The organism is Corallococcus llansteffanensis (assembly GCF_003612055.1).
GTDB lineage: Bacteria > Myxococcota > Myxococcia > Myxococcales > Myxococcaceae > Corallococcus > Corallococcus llansteffanensis.
Genome location: NZ_RAWB01000102.1, coordinates 1 through 21,165 on the forward strand (window position 1 = coordinate 1; position 21,165 = coordinate 21,165).

The 21,165-nt window shown below is 71.3% G+C and carries 24 protein-coding genes; 20 read left to right on the plus strand and 4 right to left on the minus strand.

Annotation, left to right across the window (positions count from 1 at the left end; translation table 11 throughout):
- The first annotated feature begins 121 nt into the window (after positions 1-121).
- From D7V93_RS12260 to D7V93_RS12300, 9 genes are all read left to right on the plus strand, one after another.
- Complete coding sequence (locus D7V93_RS12260) at positions 122-1,111, plus strand: AAA family ATPase (RefSeq protein ID WP_120613711.1); 990 nt, start codon at positions 122-124, stop codon at positions 1,109-1,111.
- A gap of 27 nt (positions 1,112-1,138) precedes the next feature.
- On the plus strand, positions 1,139-2,020 hold the full coding sequence (locus tag D7V93_RS12265; RefSeq protein WP_120643574.1) for a DUF58 domain-containing protein: 882 nt from the start codon (positions 1,139-1,141) through the stop codon (positions 2,018-2,020).
- Positions 2,017-3,003 (plus strand): hypothetical protein, encoded by a 987-nt coding sequence (locus D7V93_RS12270; RefSeq protein ID WP_120643575.1) that lies wholly within the window; start codon positions 2,017-2,019, stop codon positions 3,001-3,003. The genes D7V93_RS12265 and D7V93_RS12270 overlap by 4 nt, the downstream gene beginning before the upstream one ends.
- Positions 2,978-3,988 (plus strand): vWA domain-containing protein, encoded by a 1,011-nt coding sequence (locus tag D7V93_RS12275; protein WP_120643576.1) that lies wholly within the window; start codon positions 2,978-2,980, stop codon positions 3,986-3,988. The genes D7V93_RS12270 and D7V93_RS12275 overlap by 26 nt, the downstream gene beginning before the upstream one ends.
- Positions 3,985-5,043: a VWA domain-containing protein gene (locus D7V93_RS12280; RefSeq protein WP_120643577.1), complete on the plus strand. Its 1,059-nt coding sequence runs from the start codon at positions 3,985-3,987 to the stop codon at positions 5,041-5,043. Before D7V93_RS12275 ends, D7V93_RS12280 begins: the two co-directional genes overlap by 4 nt.
- Before the next feature lie 11 nt (positions 5,044-5,054).
- Positions 5,055-5,945, plus strand: coding sequence for a tetratricopeptide repeat protein (locus D7V93_RS12285; protein WP_120643578.1), 891 nt, complete (start codon positions 5,055-5,057; stop codon positions 5,943-5,945).
- A complete protein-coding gene (locus tag D7V93_RS12290) occupies positions 5,929-7,806 on the plus strand; it encodes a BatD family protein (protein ID WP_120643579.1) in 1,878 nt (625 codons plus the stop codon). The genes D7V93_RS12285 and D7V93_RS12290 overlap by 17 nt, the downstream gene beginning before the upstream one ends.
- Positions 7,803-8,528 (plus strand): SH3 domain-containing protein, encoded by a 726-nt coding sequence (locus tag D7V93_RS12295; RefSeq protein ID WP_120643580.1) that lies wholly within the window; start codon positions 7,803-7,805, stop codon positions 8,526-8,528. The genes D7V93_RS12290 and D7V93_RS12295 overlap by 4 nt, the downstream gene beginning before the upstream one ends.
- Before the next feature lie 139 nt (positions 8,529-8,667).
- Positions 8,668-9,069 carry a response regulator gene (locus D7V93_RS12300; RefSeq protein ID WP_120643592.1) on the plus strand — a complete coding sequence of 134 codons (402 nt, stop codon included), beginning with the start codon at positions 8,668-8,670 and terminating at the stop codon, positions 9,067-9,069.
- 3 nt (positions 9,070-9,072) lie between these two features.
- Here the strand turns inward: D7V93_RS12300 and D7V93_RS12305 are convergent, their stop codons facing one another.
- Complete coding sequence (locus D7V93_RS12305) at positions 9,073-9,399, minus strand: PilZ domain-containing protein (RefSeq protein WP_120533093.1); 327 nt, start codon at positions 9,397-9,399, stop codon at positions 9,073-9,075.
- A gap of 227 nt (positions 9,400-9,626) precedes the next feature.
- On the opposite strand from D7V93_RS12305, the gene D7V93_RS12310 reads away from it, so the two are divergent.
- The 11 genes from D7V93_RS12310 (at position 9,627) to D7V93_RS12360 (ending at position 18,687) form a co-directional block, all read left to right on the plus strand.
- Positions 9,627-10,139, plus strand: a complete 513-nt coding sequence (locus D7V93_RS12310; protein WP_120643581.1) for a hypothetical protein — start codon at positions 9,627-9,629, stop codon at positions 10,137-10,139.
- 12 nt (positions 10,140-10,151) lie between these two features.
- On the plus strand, positions 10,152-10,646 hold the full coding sequence (locus D7V93_RS12315; protein WP_120643582.1) for an ATP-dependent helicase HrpB: 495 nt from the start codon (positions 10,152-10,154) through the stop codon (positions 10,644-10,646).
- Positions 10,647-10,661: 15 nt separating this feature from the next.
- Positions 10,662-11,477, plus strand: a complete 816-nt coding sequence (locus D7V93_RS12320) for a flagellar M-ring protein FliF (protein ID WP_120643583.1) — start codon at positions 10,662-10,664, stop codon at positions 11,475-11,477.
- Positions 11,478-11,493: 16 nt separating this feature from the next.
- Entirely contained in the window at positions 11,494-11,973 is a 480-nt protein-coding gene (locus D7V93_RS12325) for a hypothetical protein (RefSeq protein ID WP_120643584.1), read from the plus strand.
- Positions 11,974-12,127: 154 nt separating this feature from the next.
- On the plus strand, positions 12,128-13,282 hold the full coding sequence (gene sctQ / locus D7V93_RS12330) for a type III secretion system cytoplasmic ring protein SctQ (RefSeq protein WP_244237261.1): 1,155 nt from the start codon (positions 12,128-12,130) through the stop codon (positions 13,280-13,282).
- On the plus strand, positions 13,279-13,770 hold the full coding sequence (locus D7V93_RS12335; protein ID WP_244237262.1) for a flagellar biosynthetic protein FliO: 492 nt from the start codon (positions 13,279-13,281) through the stop codon (positions 13,768-13,770). Before sctQ ends, D7V93_RS12335 begins: the two co-directional genes overlap by 4 nt.
- Positions 13,767-14,495 (plus strand): type III secretion system export apparatus subunit SctR, encoded by a 729-nt coding sequence (sctR, locus tag D7V93_RS12340; protein WP_120643587.1) that lies wholly within the window; start codon positions 13,767-13,769, stop codon positions 14,493-14,495. The genes D7V93_RS12335 and sctR overlap by 4 nt, the downstream gene beginning before the upstream one ends.
- A 4-nt stretch (positions 14,496-14,499) precedes the next feature.
- Entirely contained in the window at positions 14,500-14,769 is a 270-nt protein-coding gene (locus tag D7V93_RS12345; protein WP_120643588.1) for a flagellar biosynthetic protein FliQ, read from the plus strand.
- Positions 14,766-15,560: an EscT/YscT/HrcT family type III secretion system export apparatus protein gene (locus D7V93_RS12350; protein WP_120643589.1), complete on the plus strand. Its 795-nt coding sequence runs from the start codon at positions 14,766-14,768 to the stop codon at positions 15,558-15,560. The genes D7V93_RS12345 and D7V93_RS12350 overlap by 4 nt, the downstream gene beginning before the upstream one ends.
- Positions 15,557-16,606 carry an EscU/YscU/HrcU family type III secretion system export apparatus switch protein gene (locus D7V93_RS12355; protein ID WP_120643590.1) on the plus strand — a complete coding sequence of 350 codons (1,050 nt, stop codon included), beginning with the start codon at positions 15,557-15,559 and terminating at the stop codon, positions 16,604-16,606. Before D7V93_RS12350 ends, D7V93_RS12355 begins: the two co-directional genes overlap by 4 nt.
- Complete coding sequence (locus D7V93_RS12360) at positions 16,603-18,687, plus strand: flagellar biosynthesis protein FlhA (protein ID WP_120643591.1); 2,085 nt, start codon at positions 16,603-16,605, stop codon at positions 18,685-18,687. The genes D7V93_RS12355 and D7V93_RS12360 overlap by 4 nt, the downstream gene beginning before the upstream one ends.
- A gap of 3 nt (positions 18,688-18,690) precedes the next feature.
- On the opposite strand, the gene D7V93_RS12365 is transcribed toward D7V93_RS12360, so the two are convergent.
- The 3 genes from D7V93_RS12365 to D7V93_RS46095 form a co-directional block, all read right to left on the minus strand.
- Positions 18,691-19,038 (minus strand): HU family DNA-binding protein, encoded by a 348-nt coding sequence (locus tag D7V93_RS12365; RefSeq protein ID WP_120533081.1) that lies wholly within the window; start codon positions 19,036-19,038, stop codon positions 18,691-18,693.
- Positions 19,039-19,163: 125 nt separating this feature from the next.
- On the minus strand, positions 19,164-20,540 hold the full coding sequence (locus tag D7V93_RS12370) for a YhjD/YihY/BrkB family envelope integrity protein (RefSeq protein ID WP_120643593.1): 1,377 nt from the start codon (positions 20,538-20,540) through the stop codon (positions 19,164-19,166).
- Between the two features lie 415 nt (positions 20,541-20,955).
- Positions 20,956-21,165: hypothetical protein (locus D7V93_RS46095; RefSeq protein ID WP_208723006.1), on the minus strand; the 210-nt coding region annotated here is incomplete at its 5' end.

The following is a 21,165-nucleotide window of genomic DNA, read 5'->3' on the forward strand; positions in this document are numbered from 1 at the left end:
GGACATGGGAGATGACCCTTTACGGGACGGGGCGCTTTGGCGGAATGTCCGGACCTCAGCGGTGTTGAGCCGGACGCCCGGGAACCCTAGGCTGCCCGCCGCCCAGGCCGACAGAGGGGACATGAACACCGACATTCGCGCGCTCACCGAACGCGTGCAGCAGGAAAGCAGCTTCGTCGAGGTCCTCAACCAGGAGACCGGCAAGGTCATCGTCGGGCAGCGGTACATGCTCGAACGCATCCTCATCGGCCTGTTGTGCAACGGCCACGTCCTGTTGGAGGGCGTGCCCGGCCTCGCCAAGACGCTGACCGTGCGCACCGTGGCGGACTCGCTCAGCGCCACCTTCATGCGCGTGCAGTTCACCCCGGACCTGCTGCCGGCCGACCTCGTCGGCACGATGATCTACAACCAGCAGACGGCCGCGTTCACCGTCCGCAAGGGGCCCATCTTCGCGAACATCGTCCTCGCGGACGAAATCAACCGCGCCCCCGCCAAGGTCCAGTCCGCCCTCCTGGAGGCCATGGCCGAGCGCCAGGTCACCATCGGCGACCAGACCTTCGGGCTGCCTTCGCCCTTCCTCGTGCTGGCCACCCAGAACCCCATCGAGCAGGAGGGCACCTACCCCCTGCCCGAGGCCCAGGTGGACCGCTTCATGCTCAAGGTGAAGGTGGGCTATCCGACCCGTGATGAAGAGAAGGTCATCATGGACCGGATGTCCGGCGGCACTTCTCCCAAGGCACAGAAGGTCATCGCGCTGGAGCACCTGGTGCGCGCGCGAGAGCTCGTCCACGCCATCTACATGGACGAGAAGGTGAAGGAGTACATCCTCAACGTGGTGTTCGCCACGCGCGAGCCCGCGCGCTACGGGCTCAAGGACCTGGCGGACTACATCCAGTTCGGCGCCTCGCCGCGCGCCACCATCGCCCTGGCGCAGGCCGCCCGCGCGCACGCGTTCCTGCGCCACCGCGGCTTCGTCACGCCGGAGGACGTGAAGGCCATCGCCTTCGACGTGCTCCGCCACCGCATCGCGATGACGTACGAGGCCGAGGCCGAAGAGCTCACCCAGGAGAAGATCATCCAGCGCGTCTTCGACCGCGTGGAAGTCCCCTGACGGCCCGCCGCCGCCCGAGCCCGCCCCGTGCTGCCCAAGGACCTCATCCGCCGCATCCGCAAGCTGGAGATCCGCACCCGCAAGGTGGTCTCCGACATGCTCGCCGGCCAGTACCACTCGGTGTTCAAGGGCCGCGGCATGGCCTTCTCCGAGGTGCGGCAGTACCAGCCCGGTGACGAGATCCGCTTCATCGACTGGAACGTCACCGCGCGCATGAACGAGGCCTTCATCAAGGTCTTCACCGAGGAGCGCGAGCTCACGGTGATGCTCCTGGTGGATGTGTCCGCCTCCAACGAGTTCGGCTCGCGCGAGCGCACCAAGGCGGAGGTCGCCGCGGAGGTCGCCGCGCAGATCGCCTTCAGCGCCATCGCCAACAACGACCGCGTGGGGCTCATCCTCTTCTCGGACCGAGTGGAGAAGGTCGTCCCGCCGCGCAAGGGGCGCACGCACGTGCTGCGGCTCGTGAGCGACATCCTCACCTTCAAGCCGAAGGGGAAGGGCACGGACCTGTCGTCCGGGCTCACGTACCTGACGCAGGTGTCGAAGCGGAAGGCCGTGACGTTCCTCGTGTCGGACTTCCTGGCGAAGGGCTACGAGAAGCCGCTGCGCCTCGTGGGCCGCAAGCACGACCTCGTGCCCGTGGTCATCGAGGATCCGCTGGAGCAGGCGTTCCCGCGCCACGGGCTCGTGGAGATGGAGGACCCGGAGACAGGGGAGCGCTTCGTCGTGGACACCAGCTCCTCCGCCGTGCGCGGCCGGTTCTCGCGCGCCATGCAGGCCCAGCGCGATGAGCGCCGCAAGCTGTTCCGCAAGCTGGAGTTGGATCACGTGGAGCTGCGCGCGGGCGACGACCACGGCAAGGCGCTGGCGCAGTTCTTCCGCGCGCGCGCCCGGAGGATGGCGGCATGAGGCGCGCCCTTGTCCTCGCGGCCGTGTTGTTCGCCAGCGTCCCGGTGGCGCACGCCCAGGCCCCCGCGCCCAAGGCCCCGGTGGTGCTGGAGTCGGTGACGCCCACGGGTGCCTCCGCGCGGGTGGAGCCGGAAGAGGTCCGCATCGGCGAGCCGTTCCAGTACGTGGTGACGCTCACGCACCCGAAGGATCAGCGCTACGAGCTGGTGGCGCCCACGGGCGAGAGCGCCGTGGAGTTGCTCCAGCAGACGCGCCAGCGGCAGGACGGCGCCAACGACGCGACGACGACGTTCGGCCTGCGCTTCTCCGCGTTCGAGCTGGGGGACGTGTCGCTGCCCGACCTGTCCTTCGACGTGGCGACGCCGGAAGGGCCCCGGCGCTTCGTGCTCAAGGGCAGGTCGGTGACGGTCGCCTCCTCGCTGCCGCCGGACGCGAACGGGCAGGGCGCGGAGCTGTTCGACTACCAGCCGCCGCAGGAAGTGCCCATCCGTTCGTGGACGCTGCTCTACGCGCTCGCGGTGGCGCTGGCCGTGGGGCTGCTTGCGTGGGCGCTGGTGCGCTGGTGGCAGCGGCGGCCGAAGCGCGAGAAGGTCATCCCGGTGCTGCCGCTGGACGTGCGCGTGCGCCAGTCGCTGGACGCGCTCAAGCGCGAGGACCTGCCCGGCCGGGGGCTCGTGAAGGACTTCTACATCCGCCTCTCCGAAATCGTGCGTGGCTACCTGGGCGAGCGCTACGGCTTCGAGGCCCTGGAGTGCACCTCGTTCGAACTGATGACCACCCTGCGAAGGCTGCCCACGCCGGGCCTGCCGGAGGACGCGCTGATGCGCTTCATCTCCGAGTCGGACCTGGTGAAGTACGCCCGCGCGGACGCCTCCCCCGAGTCCTGCGCGCAGTCGCTAGCCTTCGGCTACGACCTGCTGGCCAAGACGTACCTCCCCCCTCCGCCCCCCAAGCCTGATGCCTCCGGACCTCGCGTTCAATAACCCGGAGGCGCTCTGGGCCCTGCTGCTGGCGCCGCTGCTGCTCGTGCTTGCCTTCTGGGAGCGCCGCCGCCGCGCCACGCTGCGCTTCTCCGCCGCGCACGTCTTCGCGAAGGGAGGCCGCGGGCTGCGCACGTACCTCTTGCCGCTGCTGCCCCTCTTGCGCGCGGCGGCGGTGGTGGCGGCCGTGGTCGCCATCGCCCGGCCGCAGTCGCGGGACTCGCGCGTGCGCGACCTGTCGGTGGAGGGCATCGACATCGTCATCGCGCTGGACCTGTCCACCTCCATGGAGGCCGGTGACTTCCGTCCGAAGGACCGCCTGAACGTGGCGAAGGAGGTGCTCGCGGATTTCATCACCGGCCGCGTGAACGACCGCCTGGGGCTCGTGGTGTTCTCCGGCGCGGCGTACACGCAGTCGCCGCTGACGTTGGACTACGGCGTGCTCAAGGAGGTGCTCAAGCAGCTGCGCACCCGCGTGCTGGAGGACGGCACCGCGATTGGTGACGCCATCGCCACGTCGCTCAACCGCCTGCGCGACTCGGAGGCGAAGAGCCGGGTGGTGGTGCTCATCACCGACGGCGACAACAACGCGGGCAAGATTTCGCCGCTGGACGCGGCGAACATGGCCGCGTCGCTCCACATCCCCATCTACACCATCCTCGTGGGCAAGGGCGGCAAGGTGCCCTTCCCGCAGGGCACGGACCTGTTCGGCAACACCGTGTGGCGCGAGACGGAGATCCCCATCAACCCGGAGCTGATGCAGGACATCGCGGACCGCACCGGCGGCGAGTACTACCGCGCCACCGACCCGGAAGGCCTGCGCCAGGGCCTGCAGAAGGTGCTGGACGCGCTGGAGCGCTCGAAGCTGATGGAGGGCGGCGCCAGCGCCACGTACCGGGAGAACTTCCACCCGTTCCTGCTCGCGGCCTTCGGGCTCGCGGCGCTGGAATTGCTGCTGCGCTCCACCTTCCTGCGGGTGTTCCCATGACGCCGGTGCTGGACGCATGGCGCTTCACGCTGCTGGGCTACCAGGTGGGCCTGGCGCAGCCGCTGTTCCTGGGGCTGTTCCTGGTGGGCCTCTTGCTGGGCGTGCTCGCGTTGCTGAAGGCGCTGGGCCGCAGGACGCGGCTGTCGGCGCTCATCGCGGAGCGGCACGTGGCGACGCTCGCGCCCGGCGTGTCCGTGTGGCGGCCGGCGCTCCAGGGCGGCCTGTACGGGCTGGGGCTGATGCTCTTCGGGCTCGCGCTCGCGCAGCCCCAGTGCGGCACGAAGAGCGAGCTGACGAAGCGCCGGGGCATCGACGTGGTGGTGGCGCTGGACGCCTCCAAGTCGATGCTCGCGCGCGACGTGCAGCCCAGCCGGTTGGACCGGGCACGCCTGGAATTGAACACGCTGCTGGACGAGCTGAAGGGCGACCGCGCGGGCCTGGTGGTGTTCGCCGGGGATGCGTTCGTGCAGTCGCCGCTCACGTCGGACTACTCGGCGGTGAAGCTGTTCCTGCGTGCGGTGGATCCGGACATGATGCCCCAGGGCGGCACCAACGTGGGCGCGGCGCTGAAGCTCGCGAAGCAGGTGCTGGACAACGCGGACCGCGGCTCCAAGGAGCGCGTGGTGGTGCTGCTGTCGGACGGCGAGGACCTCACGGGCGAGGTGCGCGAGGCCACGGACGCGCTCAAGGACGCGCACGTGCAGGTGCTCGCGGTGGGCGTGGGCTCCGAGTCCGGTGAGCCCATCCCCGTCTACGACCGGCGCGGCGAGTTCGTGGACTACAAGAAGGACGGTAACGGCGACACGGTCATCACCCGCCTGGACCGCGGGGGCCTCACGGCCATCGCGGACGCGACGGGGGGCGCCTTCTTCTACCAGCCCAACGGCGTGGCGATGGGGCAGGTGGTGGAGCGCATCGACCAGCTGCAGAAGAGCGAGCTGGAGAGCCGCGTGACGGTCCGCTACGACGAGCGCTTCCAGGCGTTCGCCATCCCCGGACTCGCGCTGCTGGTGCTGGGCATGGTGCTGCTGCCCTCGCGTCGGAGGCCCGCGTGAGCGCGCGTTCGATGCGACGGCGCGCGGCGCGCACGGTGGCGGTGGGGCTCGCGGGCCTGCTGGCGCTGCCGGGGCCCGCGTGGGCGGTGGGGCCGCTGGAGAAGGACCACCCGCTGGTGCAGCGCGGGCGAGAGGCCTACGCGGCGGGCCGCTACGAGGACGCGCTGCGCGACTTCGAGGCCGCGAAGAAGGAGCGGCCGAACGACCCCGCGGTGGAGTTCAACCGCGCGGACGCGCTGGCGAAGCTGGGCCGTGCGGCCGAAGCGCGTGAGGCCTTCAATCAGGTGGCGGAGTCCTCGCGCCAGCCCGACCTGACCCAGAAGAGCTGGTACAACCTGGGCAACCTCGCGGCCACGGCGGGCGACCGCGCGGAGGCGCTCAAGTCCTACCGGCGGGCACTCACGTTGGACCCGACGGATCCGCAGGCCCGGCACAACTACGAGGTGGTGCTGCGCGACCTGCCGCCGCCCCAGAAGGGCCAGCCGGATGGTGGCGCGGACGGAGGCCAGGACGGCGGCGACGACGGAGGGCGTCCGGACGGCGGCGAGGACGGCGGCAAGAAGGGCGATGGAGGCTCGCCAGAGGACGCCGGCACCGACGGCGGAGCGGATGGCGGGAAGCAGGACCCCAACCAGAAGGGCGACGGCGGGGCGGATGGCGGCGCCGACGGCGGCCAGGACGAGGGCGACGGCGACTCGCGTGATGGCGGCACCGACGCTGGCAGCGAGGGTGAAGAGGAGACGGAGCGGGACCCGCGCGACGGCGGAGTGTCTCCGGGAGACGTCGACCGGCAGGAGGCCGAGCGCCTGCTGGATGCGATGAAGCAGAACGAGAAGAATCTCCAGCTCTGGCGTTTCCAGCAGAAGAAGAAGCCGAGGAAGCCCAATGAGAAGGACTGGTAGCGGTCGCACGGCGCTGCTCGCCGTGCTCGCCCTCCTGGCCACGGCGCCGGCGTGGGCGGCGGACATCGAGTTCTACCAGACGGTGGACCGCAACGAGGTGGGCACCACCGACCCCTTCACGCTCACCGTGGTGGTGGTGGACGCGCCGGCCAACGCCCAGGTGCGCCTCCCTGAGTCCGACGACTTCGAGGTGCTGTCCTCGTCGCGCGGCAGCCAGCGCTCCATCTCGCTGTCCGGCGGTGGCCCCGCCGTCATCCAGGACGTCACGCGCCATGTGCTGATGCTGCGCGCCGTGCGCGCGGGCCGGTTCACCATCCCGCCCGCGACGCTCAACGTGGGCGGACGCACGCTGCGCACCGACGCCATTCCCATGACGGCGCGCGAGGGCCGCGTGGGCAACGCGCCCCAGGCACAGCAGGGTGGCCGGCCCGGGTTGCCGGATCCGTTCCGTAACTTCCGCAACATGCCGGATCCGTTCGGGGACGAGCCCGACGTGGAGGACGACGCGCCGGTGATTCCGCGCGGGGACTCGGACCTGTTCCTGCGCGCGAGCCTGGACCGGGACGACCTCTACGTGGGCGAGCAGGCGACGCTGTCGCTCTACATCTACTCGCGCGTGGACCTGTCCAGCGTGGACGCCGTCTCCATGCCCAAGCTGGAGGGCTTCTGGACGGAGGAGGTGGAGAGCCCCACGCAGCTCACGGGCGAGCAGAAGGTGGTGGACGGCATCCCGTACCGCGCCTACCTCCTGCGCCGCCGCGCGCTGTTCCCGGTGAAGTCCGGCACGCTGGCCATCACCCCGGCGGAGGCGGACATCACCACGGGCTTCCTCTTCGCGGGCCACCGCGTGCACCGCGTCTCCAATGGCTTGAAGGTGAAGGTGCGGCCGCTGCCGCCAGGGGCGCCGCCGAACATCTCCAACGCGAACGTGGGCGCGTGGCGGCTGTCGCTCGACGTGTCGCAGACGCGCGTGGAGCTGGGGCAGCCCATCACGGTGAAGGTCATCCTGGAGGGCGTGGGCAACGTGAAGAACGTCACCCCGCCGAAGCTCACCGGCCCCGCCGCGTTGAAGATCTACGAGCCCTCCACGACGGACAAGCTCACGCCCAACCGCAACCGCATCCAGGGCCGCCGCGTGGTGGAGTACCTGGTGATGCCGCAGCGCACGGGCACGTTCACGCTGCCCGCGCTGGAGTTCCCCTACTTCGACCCCACGCGCCGCCAGTACGACGTGGCGCGCACCGACCCGGTGACGGTCACCGTCGAGGCGGGCGCGGGAGGCGTGTCCGCGCTGCCGTCGTCGATGACGCCCGCGCAGGTGGCGGACGCGGCCAACGAGCAGAAGAACGTGCTCACCGCCGGAGGCCTGCGCCCGGTGCGCTACGCGGCGCACTTCGTGGGTCCGTCGCAGCCCGTGTGGATGCGGCCCTTCTTCGTGGTGGGCGTGCTGGCGCCGCTGGGACTGCTGGCGGGCGTGGCGATCATCGGCGGCATGCGTGGCCGGCTGGCCACCCGCTCCCAGGCGGGCCGGGGCCGTCAGCAGGCGAAGGCCGCGCGCAAGCGGCTGGCGGAGGCGGAGAAGCTCAAGGCGGGCGCGGACGCGGGGGCCTTCTACGTGGAGGTGGAGAAGGCGATGGTCGGCTTCCTGGAGGCGCAGCTCGGCTCGCCCGTCGGGGGACTGACGCGCGAGGCGCTCGGGGAGAAGCTGGCGGCGGCGGGCGTGGGGGAGGAAGCGCGCGCCCGCGTGCTCTTCGTGCTGGAGGCGTGCGACCTGGGCCGCTACGGCGGCGGGGTGGAGCCGGGAGAGCGGCGCAAGGTGCTGGCGACGGCGGCGGCGGTGATGGAAGGCTGGGGCGGATGAGCGACGCGGCGACCCAGGGCTACTACACCGCCGAGGAGGCGCAGGCCGTCTTCCAGCAGGCCAACGACGCCTATGTGCGCGAGGACTACTCCACCGCGCAGGAGAGCTACGAGAAGCTCATCGCGCACGGCTTCGGCGGGCCGGACGTCCTCTACAACCTGGGCACCACGCACCTGGCCCGGGGCGACCTGGGCCGCGCGATGCTGGCGCTGGAGCAGGCCCGGAAGCAGGGAGCGCGCTCGGAGGACCTGGAGGCGAACCTGGCCCTGGCGCGCGCCCGGCAGGTGGACAAGGTGGTGGGCTCCACCCCGGACGAGGCCTTCCTGCCCAGGCTGGCGGCGGCCACGGACGGCGCGGCGGCGGCCTGGGTGTTCCTGGCCGCGTGGCTCCTGGGGTTCGCCCTGTTGCTCCTGCGGCGGGTGTTCCCCTCCGCGCGGCGCACGGTGGTGGCGGTGCTGGCGGGCCTGTGCCTCACGGCGGCGGTGCCGGCGGGGCTCCTCCTGGGGGCGCACATCTGGGTCCACCAGAACGTGCATGAGGCGGTGGTGTTGTCCTCCACGCTCGTGGCCAGGGAGTTGCCCCGGCCCGAAGCGCGCTCCCTCTTCGAGGTGCACGCCGGCCTGAAGGTGCAGCTCCTGGAGGAGACCGGGAAGTACGTGCGCATCCGCCTGCCCAACGGCCTGGAGGGCTGGGCCGAGCGCGACGGCGTCGCAGAAATCTAGGCGGGGCGGACCCGACCCTGGCCTTCAGGGCTGTCAGGCAAACCGGTTGTGGCCCGCTTTCGTACAGAAGGGGGACTTCCCCGATGTGGCTCCGCTGGACGTCGTCGGGGCAATGTCCTACGAGGGGCCCCGAGGAACCATGGCTGGCAACGCCCAGGCACCCTTCCACATCCTGCTCGTCGAGGACGAGCCCGTCATCCGCGAGCTGGTGCGCTCCATGCTGAGCGACGGCGCGGTGGACGTGGTGTGCGCGGCGCACGGGCTGGAGGGCCTGAAGCTGGCCCGCGGCGGCACCTTCCACCTCATTTTGATGGACGTGGTGCTGCCCCAACTGGATGGCATCTCCGTGTGCCGCATCTTGAAGAGCGACCCGGCCACCGCTGGGGTGCCCATCTACATGCTCACCGCGAAGGCGAAGAAGGCGGACGTGGCGAGCGCGACGCAGGCGGGCGCGGACGGCTACATCCACAAGCCCTTCCGGGGCGCGGAGCTGATGGACCTGGTGGAGCGGCTGCGCGCGGCCCGCACGGCCGCGGACTGACGCTCAGGGCAGGTGCGGGTGGAGGAAGCGGGCGAGGGCGATGAGGTCGTCCCAGTCCAGCTCGCCGAACTCCAGCGCCACGCCGTCCACTTCCCGGCGGCGGATGGTGCACATCGTGACGAGCTCCCGGTCGCCCGGCAGCGGCAGCGCGATGGTGAGCGCGCGCTGGGAGTCGGCCGGGTGGGCCTGGAGGAACAGGCCGTTCATGGAGATGTCGCGGGCCTGCGCCTGTACGGTGCGGCCCGACAGGAGCACCTTGACCTGGAGCCGGGCTTCGACGCGCGGGTGGTAGCGCTCGGTCGTTCGGGGTCCGCCAGTGGGGGTCATCATCGGAGTGCTCGCCTTCGGGTGCGACAGGACGCGACAACTCTGATGCAGGTTGGCGCGGAGGCAAGTTTTCCGGCTTCCGCCCGCCGTCCCGCGTCGCGGACCCGGAGCCCGCGCGCCGGAGGGCAACCGGGACGGTGCGGACGCCAGGACCCGTGTCGTTTCAGGCAGTTGGACGCTGGCATGGGCGGTGGAAGGCAGCTCCGGCGAATCGCTGCCGGAGGCACCCCGTGGATCCAGACCGTCGCATCTCCTCGTTGAGCATCGCCCAGACCGTTCCGCGCCAGACGCCGCAGACGGACTTCGGCCCCACGTTCGCGCGAGCGGTGCGCGAGGTGGTGCACACGGGGGCCGGGCTCGTGGGCGGCATGCTGCCCGCGGGCGTCATCTCCAGCGCGGCGGTGTCCGGCCTGCGCGGCGCGGTGTCCGCCGCGGTGCCTTCTCCCCTGGCGCTGACCGCCTCCGCGACAGGCGGCGCGTCCGCGGCAGGCGCGAGCACCTCCGCGATGTCGGCGCGCGCCTCCTCCGTGGGGACGACGGCTGGAACGACGACGGGGCAGGGGGACGCCTGGGACCTGATGGAGGCGCAGCGGCTGATGAACGCGGAGGGCCAGAAGTTCAACGTGGCCTACCTCGCGCTCCAGAACGAGATGCAGAAGGAGAGCCGCGAGCACAACGCCATCTCCAACATCATGAAGGTCCGGCACGACTCGGCGAAGGCCGCCATCAACAACATCCGCTGAGGCGCGTCCGCGATGGCCATCGACAAGCTGGGAGCAGTGGGCGGCGCGGGCCCTTCGCCCGCGGTGGAGTCCGGGAGGGAGACGTTCGGCAAGGTGCTGGAGGACGTGCGCACGCCCGGCTCGGGTCCGCGCGGCGTGCCGGTGACGACGGAGGGCCCATCGCGTCCGGTGCGGACGCCCGCCGAGGCGACCGCCGGACCCGCGCGAGCGGAAGGGGTGGAGAAGGCGAGGGCGGGCTGCGCGGAGGTGGCACCGGGCGCGCGCGTGGATTCGGTGCAGGCGGCGCGGGGCCAGCAGGTGGTGGAGGTGCTGGACCGGGTGGGCCAGGCGCAGCAGCGGTTGGACCACATCCTGAAGCTCGCCGAGTCCGGCCGCACGTTCAGCCCCACGGAGCTGCTCGCGCTCCAGGCCCACGTCTACCGCGCCAGCCAGGAGCTCGATCTCGCCGGCAAGGTCGTCGAGAAGGCCACCGGCGGCGTCAAGCAGGTCCTCCAGACCCAGGTTTGAGGAGTTCCCGTTCCCATGCGTTCCGCTCCCTTCCGCTGTCTCTTCTTCCTCCTGCTCCTGGGCGTCTCGGCGTGCCGGGAGCGCATCCAGCACGGGCTCGACGAGCGTCAGGCCAACGAGCTGCAGACGGTGCTCGTCGAGCGGGGGCTCGACGCGCGCAAGGTGCCCGAGTCGGGCAAGAAGCCCACCTGGGCCATCGAGGTGACGGACGCGCAGTCCTCGGACGCGGTGCGCATCCTGGCGGAGCTGGGGCTGCCCCGGCTCGCGGCGGAGTCCGGGTGCGACGTGTTCGGAGGCAGCAGCCTCGTGCGCTCGCCGCTGGAGGAGCAGCTCTGCCGCGTCCGGGTGATGGAGCGGGAGCTGGAGAAGACGCTCCAGACGGTGGACGGGGTGCTGCTGGCGCGGGTGCACCTGGTGGTGCCGACGCCGCCGAGGCCGGGCCAATCCCCCACGCCGTCGAAGGCCTCGGCCATGCTGCGCACGGGTCCGGGGAGCGCGGCGCGCGTGCGCAAGTCCGCGGACACGCTGCGGGAGCTCATCGCGGGAGGTGTGGAGGGACTGGCGCCAGGAGCGGTGTCGCTGCTGGTGGACGAGGTGACGACGCGGGTGGAGGCGCCGTCGCCTCCCGGTGGGCCGGTGCCGTTGCGGCTGCGGGTGTTGCTCGCGCTGCTGGGCGTGCTGGTGACGGGACTGTCCGGTGCGCTCGTCTGGGCCACGCTGCGATGGAGGCACTACCGGGCGCTGGCGGAGAAGCCCCCGGTGGCGGCTCCTGTCGCGCCGACGCCCGCGCGACCGGTGGTGACACCGGGCTCCGCCCGCAAGCTGGCCTGAGCGGGAGATGGGTGCCATGGACGCCACACGCGTGGGCCGGGCGATGCGCCTGGCCCGGAAGCTCCTGCCGGCCCGGAAGGAGGCGCCTCCGGCGACGGTGGTGGACGCCACGTTGCCAGCGTTGTCCCTGCCCCTGGAGCGCATCGCGCTGGTCGTCTGCGTCCTGGCGCGGGAGCGCGCCGCGGAGCTGTTGGAGGGGCTGGTGGACGCGGAAGCGGGCAGGGCGCTGCATCACCTGGAGCGGTTCGTCGCCATGCCCTCGGCCCAGCGGCAGGCAAAGGTGGCGGTGGAGTTCGGTGAGCGCGCGGACGCCGCGAACCGGCTGAGCGCCTTCTTGGAAGCGGCCCCTGAGGTCCTGCGCCGTGAGGTCCTCCAGCGGCTTCCGCCGTACCACCGCAGCCGCTTTCCCCACATTGAAGCAGAGGCCCCGGTCGCGGAGTCGTCGCCAGCCCGGGTCGCCCTGGCGGAGCGGCGCATCCGCGAGGCCACGCGCTGAAGCGAACCGGTTCGGGGCAGCGCCATCCCGAACCGGACACGACGCATCCCGATACCGGACGTCGACGTCGCGCCAACACCCTGATTCCACGGGCCGGGCCCTGGCCATGTCCGTGCACAGGAGGCGTGTGTCCCCTTGCAGCCTGGAGTCCTGGATGGAAACGAGTCCTGGCAGGTCCACCCCCAGCCCCGCGAAGAAGTCCGCGCGCCCGTACCGGTTGGGGGGGCGCCGGTTGACGCGGGCCCACCTGCTGTTGGGACAGCGGCCCCAGGTGGCGCGGTGGGGCACGGAGGTGCTGCGCGAGATGGGCGCGGCGCTGGCCCGCGACGTGGGGGCCACTGTCGAGGTGGAGGGCCACCTGGTGGACGCGGCGGTCCAGCCGGAGCGGGAGCTGGCGCTGGGGGTGGTGTTCGCGCTGGTGGAGCTATCGGCGGTGGGAGGCACCGCCATCGTGGAGCTGGAGGTGCCGCTGGTCTTCGCGGCGCTGGCGCGGCTGGCGGGGACGGGGCTGCGTCCGGGACCAGTGGCGGAGCTGACGCGGCTGGAAGAGTCCACGCTGGTGTACCTGCTGCTGTCGGCCCTGGCCGCGATGCGTGGGCACGGAGCGTGGGTGCGGAGGTTGGGGCCCCGGCTGTCCGCGGTGTCGATGCGGCGGAGTGACGTGCTGACGCGGGTGGATGCGCGCCAGCCCTACGTGGCGGTGGCCCTGTCCCTGTCCGTGGAGGGAGTGAAGGCGGGAGGCCGGGTGCTGCTGCCCGCTCGCGCCGTGCAGACCGCTTTCCAAGAGCTGCCCGTGGAGCCAGGAGCGGACGTCGCGCCGCAGGTGCTGGCGGCGTCCGTGCCCGCGCGCTGTCTCGTGGGGCGCAGCCCGCTGCAGCCCACCGCGGTGGACGCGCTGTCGGTGGGTGATGTCGTGCTCTTCGAGGGGGTACGTCTCCGGGACGGTCGCTTCCTGGGAAGGGGCCAGCTGATCGCACGGGGGTTCGTGCTCGGGGGGGAGTTTCTCGCGGACGGTTTTTCGACGGGGAGCGTGCGCTCGCACGCGGCCCGACAGGAGTCGGACATGGTGGTGACGAACAAGCGGAGCGAGGCCATGCCCCCGCTTCCGGTGGACGTGGAGATCGAGCTGACGCGGGTGCTGCTGCCCCTGTCGGAGCTGGCGGCGCTGAAGCCGGGCACGTTGCTGCCGTTGCACGTCAACGCGAGCAGCCCCGTGTTGCTGCGCGTAGGGGACCGCGTGGTAGCGCGTGCGGAGTTGGTGGAGATCGAGGGCGAGGTGGGCGCCCGCATCCTGGCGTTGTTGCCGTGAGCACACCGATGAACGCCCTCGTGTCCTCCTTCTCTCCGAGGGGCCGACTGCTCTTCGCCGCGGCGCTGCTCGTGGGCCTGGCGACGCTCGCGCCCCTGGGGGGCTTGTCGTGGGTCGGCACCTCGCGCCTGCTGGTGGGGTCGATGGCGCTGGCGGGCTTGGGGTGGGTGCTGAACCGCAAGGGAGGCGGAGCCGGGGATGCGACAGCGCCCCGCGTGGAGCCCCTGAGCATCGTCTCCCGGACGGGGCTTTCGCAGCGCTGTGGCCTCGCGCTCGTGCAGGTGGAGGGGCGGCGCTACCTCGTGGCGTTCGGAGACACCTTCGCGGAGATCCACGAGGCTCGGGGTGCGGAGGCTGCTCCCGCGCCGACGCCTTCTCCGACGGCGAAGCCTCGGGTGGACCTGGACCTGGAAGCGACGGTGCTCTTCACGCGCGCGCAACGGGCCCGCCAGGTGTGCGGCGCTTCGCGGAAGCGGAGTGGGGGATGAGGGCCTTCGGGTGGGGATGCGGACTGCTGTTCATCCCGGCGCTCGCGTCCGCGGCGGAGCCGTCCCTGGCGCAGGCGTCCTACGCGGGCAGTCCCTTGGCGATGATGGGGATGCTCGCGCTCCTGTCGTTGCTGCCGTTCGCGGTGTTGATGCTGACGAGCTTCTCGAAGATCGCCGTGGTGCTCTCGCTGGCCCGCTCGGCGATGGGCACGCAGCAGGCGCCGCCGACGCTGGTACTCACGGGACTCGCCGTGGTGTTGACGGGTCACATCATGGCACCGGTGATGGAGCGCATGTACGACGCGGGACAGGCGGCGTACGAGGAGGTGCACTCCGGTGCCCAGCTCCTCTCCGCCGCGAAGCAGGTGACGGAGCCCCTGCGCGGCTTCCTGATGAAGCACGGCAGCCCGGAGGAGCGCGCGCGCTTCGTGGACCTGGCCCGCGAGCTGCGACCTCCAGAGGAGTCGGAGCAGGTGCAGGAGACGGACCTGTTCGTCGTCATCCCCGCCTTCGTCATCACCGAGCTGAAGGAAGCCTTCCAGATTGGCTTCATCGTCTTCCTGCCCTTCCTGGTGCTCGACATGGTCATCGCCAACGTGCTGCTCGCGCTGGGCATGCAAACGCTGTCGCCGAGTCAGGTGAGCCTGCCGTTCAAGATCCTCCTCTTCGTCGCCGTGGATGGCTGGGCCCTGCTCGCCCGGGGCCTCATCCTCGGCTACCGGTGATGTCATGACCCAGGACGTCCTGCTCACCCTGGGGCGCGAGGCCCTGCTGTTGATGGTGCTCGCCTCACTGCCACCCATTGGTGCGAGCCTGGTGGTGGGCTTCCTGATGAGCCTCTTCCAGGCCACCACGCAGCTGCAGGAGAGCACGCTGTCGGTGGTCCCCAAGCTGTGTGCCGCGGTGCTGTCACTGGTGCTGGCAGGCCCGTGGATCGCCGGGCAGCTCACACGCTTCACCCATCAGCTCCTCACGCTCATCGCGGAGGTGGCGTTGTGAACCCGGACGCCCTGGGAGAACAGCTCCTCACGCTGGGGCCGCACTTCATCGCGGTGGCGCTGTGCGCGGCGCGCCTCGTGCCCATCGCGTTCCTCTGTCCATTGCTGGGCGGCCAGGCGGCTCCAACGACGGTTCGCCTGGGGCTGGTGCTCGCGCTGTCGCTCTTCCTGCACGTCGAAGCGGGCGTGGAGTTCATCGGGCCCGTGGAGACACCCCTGGTGATGGTGGCGCTCGTGGTGCGCGAGCTGGCCTACGGCGTGTCGGTGGGGCTCGTGTCCGCGCTGCCCTTCGACGCGGCGAGGATGGGAGGACGCTTCATCGACCTCTTCCGGGGCACGTCCGCGGAGGCAAGCCTGCCGATGGCGGGGAGTCGCGAGTCAGCCACGGGAGATGGGCTGTACCACCTGCTCGTGGCCCGGGTGGTGTCGGGGGCCCTGTTCCCGTTGGTCATCTCGGCCCTGCTGCGCGGCTTCGCCGTGGTTCGCCTGGGCGCCTTCGTGCCCACTGAAGCCGCGACCCTGCACGTCGGGGCGCTGGTGGGCAGCGCGATGGCGACGGGGTTGGCGGTGGGCGCACCGGTGGCCGCTGCGGCGCTCGCGGTGGACTGCTTCCTGGGCATGGCGTCTCGGGCTGCATCGCAGGTGAACCTCCAGGAATGGGGCGCACCCCTGCGCATCCTCGGAGGCGGTGCGTTGCTGTGGCTGGGCGTGGGGCTGCTGTGTGAGCGGCTGCTCGCGGGCGTCGTGTCGACCGAAGGCGCACTGTCGCTGCTGGGCGAGGTCGCGCGATGAGCGGGGAGAAGACGGAACAACCCACCGCGAAGCGCCTGCGGGAAGCGAGGCGCAAGGGCCAGTTTCCCCGCAGCCGCATGTTGTCCTCCAGCGCGGTGACGCTGGGCGGACTGCTGGGCTTCTCTGCGTTCGCGCCGGAGGGGTTCGCGCGGCTGCGGGACTGGGCGGCCCGGTTGATGCTGGAGCAGACCCTCGCGGGCGCGTGGGAGGAGGGCGCATGGGTCGCCGCGCGACTGTGCGGACCGGCGCTCGGTGGAGCGCTGGTGGCCTCCCTGGCGGTGTCGGTGGCCACCGTAGGCTTCGAACTGGATGCACGACACGCCGCACCGAAGCTTGAGCGCATCAACCCGGCTGCGGGCCTCAAGCGCCTCTTCAGCGTCCGGCCCCTGGTGGAGCTGGGCAAGGCGCTGCTCGTGGCGGCACTGCTGGCACTGCTGGTCTGGAACGAGGTGGAGACCGTGGGGCCCGATGCCTTGCGAGCCGCGTGGCTCGACGGGACGCGCGGGATGGAGTTCCTGGTCGGCCGACTGGCAACGCTGGGGCTGCGGCTGGCGTGGGTGGTGCTGGGGTGCGGGGCCGTGGACTACGCGCTGGCCTGGCGCAGACACCTGCGCGACCTGATGATGACGCGCGACGAGGTCCGGCGGGAGCACAAGGAGAGTCAGGGCGACCCGCGACACAAGGGACAGCGGCGGGCCCTGCACCGGCAGCTTGCGCAGGGGGGCCCGGCACGTGGGGTGCAAAAGGCCACGGCCGTGATCGTCAACCCCACGCACCTCGCTGTCGCGCTCCGGTACGACGCGGGCGAATGCGACGCGCCCTACCTCGTGGCCAAGGGCCGCGAACAGGACGCGCTCGCGCTCAAGGAAGAGGCGCGTCGGCAGGGCATCCCGGTGCTCCGCGACGTCCCCCTGGCCCGCAGCCTCATCCACTTCGACGTTGGGGAGCCCATCCCCGAGGAGCTGTACCAGGCGGCGGCCGTCGTGCTGCGGACCGCGATGGAGACGCGCGCGACGGACGACCGTCCACGGAGACAGACGCGATGAACCCACTCATGAAGGTGTTGCTGAAGGCCCGTCAGTCCTCCGACATCGTGCTCGCGGTGGCGATGGCCGCCGTGCTGGGGGCGCTCATCATCCCCCTGCCGGCGTGGCTGCTCGACGTGGGGCTCGCGGTGAACCTGGCCGCGGCGGTGGCGCTGCTGGTGGCGGCGCTCCACGCGAGGGACGCGCTGAGGGTGACGTCGTTCCCCACGCTGCTCCTCTTCACCACGCTGTTCCGGTTGTCGCTCAACGTGTCGTCCACGCGGCTGGCGCTCTCGGAGGGACACGCGGGCGAGGTCATCCAGGCCTTCGGCGAGTTCGTGGTGCGGGGAGACTACGTGGTGGGCGCGGTGGTGTTCGCCATCCTCACGCTGGTCCAGTTGCTGGTGGTGACCAAGGGCGCCGAGCGCGTCGCGGAGGTGTCCGCCCGCTTCACGCTGGACGCCATGCCCGGCAAGCAGATGTCCATCGACGCGGACCTGCGCGCGGGCGCCATCGACCAGGGCGCGGCCCGGCGACGGCGGCGCGACCTGGAGCGCGAGTCCCAGATGTTCGGCGCCATGGACGGCGCGATGAAGTTCGTGAAGGGAGACGTCGTCGCGGGCCTGGTCATCGTCGCGGTGAATTTGTTGGGTGGCACCCTCATCGGCGTGTTGCAGCAGGGCCTGTCCTTCTCCGAGGCCGCCGCCACGTTCGCGCTCATCGCCATCGGTGATGGGCTCGTGTCCCAGGTGCCCTCGTTGTGCATCGCGGTGGCCGCGGGCCTCGTCGTCACGCGGGTGGCGTCGGAGAAGGAGGAGGACTCACTGGGGACGGAGATTGGCACCCAGTTCTTCGGGGATCCCCGGACGCTGGGCGTCGTCGCCGGGCTGTGTGTCGCGCTGGCCCTCATGCCGGGCATGCCGCACCTGACCTTCCTTGCCCTGGCGGCGGCCCTGGGAGGGCTGGGGTATGCCCTGCGGCGGAAGGCGCGGGAGGCCTCGGAGAAGTCGCAGGCGAAGGACGGTGCTTCCGCGGGCGCCACCATCCCCGTTGGCGCGGCAGGCAAGCCTCCAGAGAGCGCGGCGACCCCGGTGGGTGTGACTCCGCTCACGCTGGACCTGTCACCACAGCTGACGGCCCTGGCGGAAGGGGAGGGCGGTGCCTTCGTGCACACGGGGCTGAACGCGGTGCGCGACGAGCTCTTCTTTGAGCTGGGGGTGCGCATCCCCGGCATCCGCGTGCGGACCCAGGCCGCGTATCTGGGGCCGGGCGAGTACCGCCTCCTCCTGGACGAAGTGCCCGCGGGCGGAGGGGTGGTCCAACCCGGGAGCTTGTATGCGCTCGTCCCGCCCGGTGAGCTGGCCTTCCTGGAGGTCCAGGCGGAGGGCTCGGTGGAGCCCGCGACCGGGCGGTCCATCAGCCGCGTCGCGGAGGGCGCCCGCTCCCGGCTGGAGCTGGCCCAGGTGCCGCTGCGCAAACCCTCGGAGCTCATCGCGGACCACCTGCGTACCGTGCTCCGCCAGCGCGCCGCCGCGCTGCTGGGACTCCAGGAGGTGCAGGGGCTGCTGGAGGGCCTGGAGGCCCAGGCGCCCGTGCTCGTGAAGGAGGCGCTGCAGAAGGTGCCGCTGCCGCTGCTGGTGGACGTGCTGCGGCGGCTCGTCCAGGAGCAGGTGAGCATCCGGGACCTGCGCTCCATCCTGGAGGCGCTCGTGGCGCCCACCACCGAAGGGGACGCGACCGCCCTGGCCGAGCGCTGCCGTCAGGCCCTGCACCGCTACCTGAGCCACCAGTTCGCGCCCACCGGCCCGCTGTACGCGTACCTCGTGGACCCGGAAGTGGAGGACGTGCTTCGCGCCAGCGGCCTCCGGGGACCCGCGCCGGAGCCGGAGCGCGTCGTCGAAATCCTGGAGGGTGTGCGGCGGATCGCCACCGGTGGCGGTGGACGGGCGGTGCTGCTCACCGCGCCGGACATCCGCAGGCCGCTGCGCAAGCTGTGCGAGGGCCCGTTCCCGGACGTGGCGGTGCTCACCTACGGCGAGCTGGATGGAGACCTGCAGATTCGCCCCATCGGCCGGCTGACGCCCGTCGCCGTGGGGCGGTGAGGCCTACAGGGTGCCGGTGCCGCTGCTGCCCTTGAACTCGGAGGGCGGCAGGTCCGTCTGGGCCTGCAGGGGCGCGGGACGGTTGACCCGGTCGCGCAGCTCCTTGCCCGTGCGGAAGAGCAGACCGCGCTTGGGCTTCACCGGGATGACCTGACCCGTCTTCGGGTTGCGGCCCTGGTAGCCCTGGTAGTTCTTCACGTGGAAGGCGCCGAGTCCGCGAATCTCGATGTTCTCGCCGCGGCAGAGGGCGTCCTTCATCGACTCGAAGATCGTCTCGATGGTCGCTTCAGCCTGCTTCTGGGTCACGCCTCGTTTGGCAACGAGGATGTTGATCAGATCGGACTTGAGCATCGGACGCTCCCGCAAACCCCGTGACCCCTTGGTGACAGGGCTCTCTGGCCCGTGGTCGAGTCCCGAATACATAACAGAACACCTCCTCCTTGCAAGCCGGGTAGGCTCCCAACCCTCTAAAAACGTTACGGATTTCCGCTGCCGGCCGCTGCCTTGGGTGCTTCCGGGGCGGGCGGAGCCAGCAGCCCCGGACGCAGGGGCGTCACGAGGTCGATCCAACGGGTGCGGCGCAGCAGGTCGACCCCGGCACAGTCGGCCGCCTGGAACAGCGGTTCGAACTGTTCGAAGCCCGGGGCCCGGGGCCCCGTCCAGGTGTCAGGGCCTCCGGAGATCATCACCCCGTGCACCGCGAGCGTGGTGTCCGCGAGCGTGAGCTCGGACGGATCCCGGGTCGGACGCAGGCCCCCCCGGCGCCCCCGCTCCAGCAGGCGTGCCTCCACCAGCCGGTCCACGACCTCGTGCGCGAGCGACTCGGGCACGCGCAGCCGCGTGGCCAGTTCGCGCGGCAGCGGCGGCGTGCGCCCGTCCACCCAGCACAGGGTGACGTCCTGCGCGACGCGCGCGGCCACCAGCTCGTGCGCTCGCGGGTGGCTGCCGAAGGCGAAGAGCGAGTCGCGGAAGGAGACGTGCTCCACCGCGTAGGACAGCCGGGCGCCGAACAGCATCACCAGCCAGCTCACGTACATCCACGCGAGGAACAGGGGCAGGGCGCCCAGCGACGCGTACAGCGGATTGTAGAGGAAGCTGCGCACCGCGAACTCGGCGTACACCTGCTTCGCCAACATCCACCCCACGCCGGCCACCAACCCGCCCGCCAGCGCCGAGCGCACGCGCACGTGGGCGAACGGCGTCCAGAGGTACACCAGCGTCAGGCTGCCAATGGCGATGAGCATGGTGCCCAGCGCGATGAACAGCGGCGCGGACGGCGCGTAGGTCTGCAGGAACACGCGGACCCGGCCGGTACCCGAGAAGGAGATGGCCAGGAAGAGGGGGCCCAGGAGCAGCAGGCCCGTATAGATGGCCAGGCGTGTCAGCCACGGGCGCTGGCGCCGGATGCCCCACAGTTCGTTCACCGCGCCGTCGATGTGGCGCAGCAGCGAGCCCGCGGACAGCAGCACCGCGAGAAAGCCCACGCTGCCCACGGCGATGGAGTTGCCCGGGTGCAGGAACCGGTCGAGCAGGGCGGCGGACTCCTCGCTGACTCCCGGCGCCAGGACCTCGGCGATGACGAAGCGCAGCTTCTTCTGGAACTGCTCCTGGTGGAGCGTGCGCAGCAGCACGAGCCCCACCGTCAGCAGGGGCACCAGCGAGAACATGCTGATGTACGTGAGCGCCGCGGCGCGCAGGCGCAGGTTCTCGCCCATGAAGCCGCGCGCCACCGTGCGCGCCGCGAAGAGGATGTCCGCCGCGAACCGGCCACCCGACGTGGCCCCCACCGGCGCCCACAGGCGGGCCGCCGTCGAACGCGTCCAGGCCCGTCCCCGGGCCACGGACTGCCGCAGGCGCCACGACAGGCCCTGCTTCACGTGCACGGACCCCTCCAGGCGCGTTCCCGTCCAGGTGACCGCAGGCCACCAGGATCCAAAGGCGTGCGGAGGCGCGGAAGGGGGCGGATCATCCCGAAGGCTTCACATGGACCGACGGGCACGGACGACACCCCCGGTGTGGAAGTACCACCGTAGCCAAACTCGGGCCCGGGGGACCAGCCCACCTGCCCCGGGATGTGGGCTCCATCACCGTGCACGCAGCACGTCTTCGCCTGGTTGGTCGCTGGACAGGAGGCCGGACTCAAGCGCCTCGAATCCCCAGGGTCACGACCGCCGCGGGAGACAAAAGAGAAAGCCCGGCGGGATGCCTCCCACCGGGCCTTCGCTGTCACCCGCGGGCCGCCCTCAGGAGGCGGCGTCGCTCACTGGCTCAGCCTTCGCTGCCCCCGCCGGACGACTCCGAGGAGCCTCCGCCGGATGCCTGCGGAGGCGGACCACCGGAGCCCCCGCCGTTCTGCCCGGAGCCTCCCTGCTGCGAGCCGCCCCGTTCACCGCGCTCGGGCCGCTCACCGCCACGGCCCTCTCCGCCGCGACGCTCACGCTCACCACCCCGGTTGCGGTCGCCCCCACCACGGTCGCC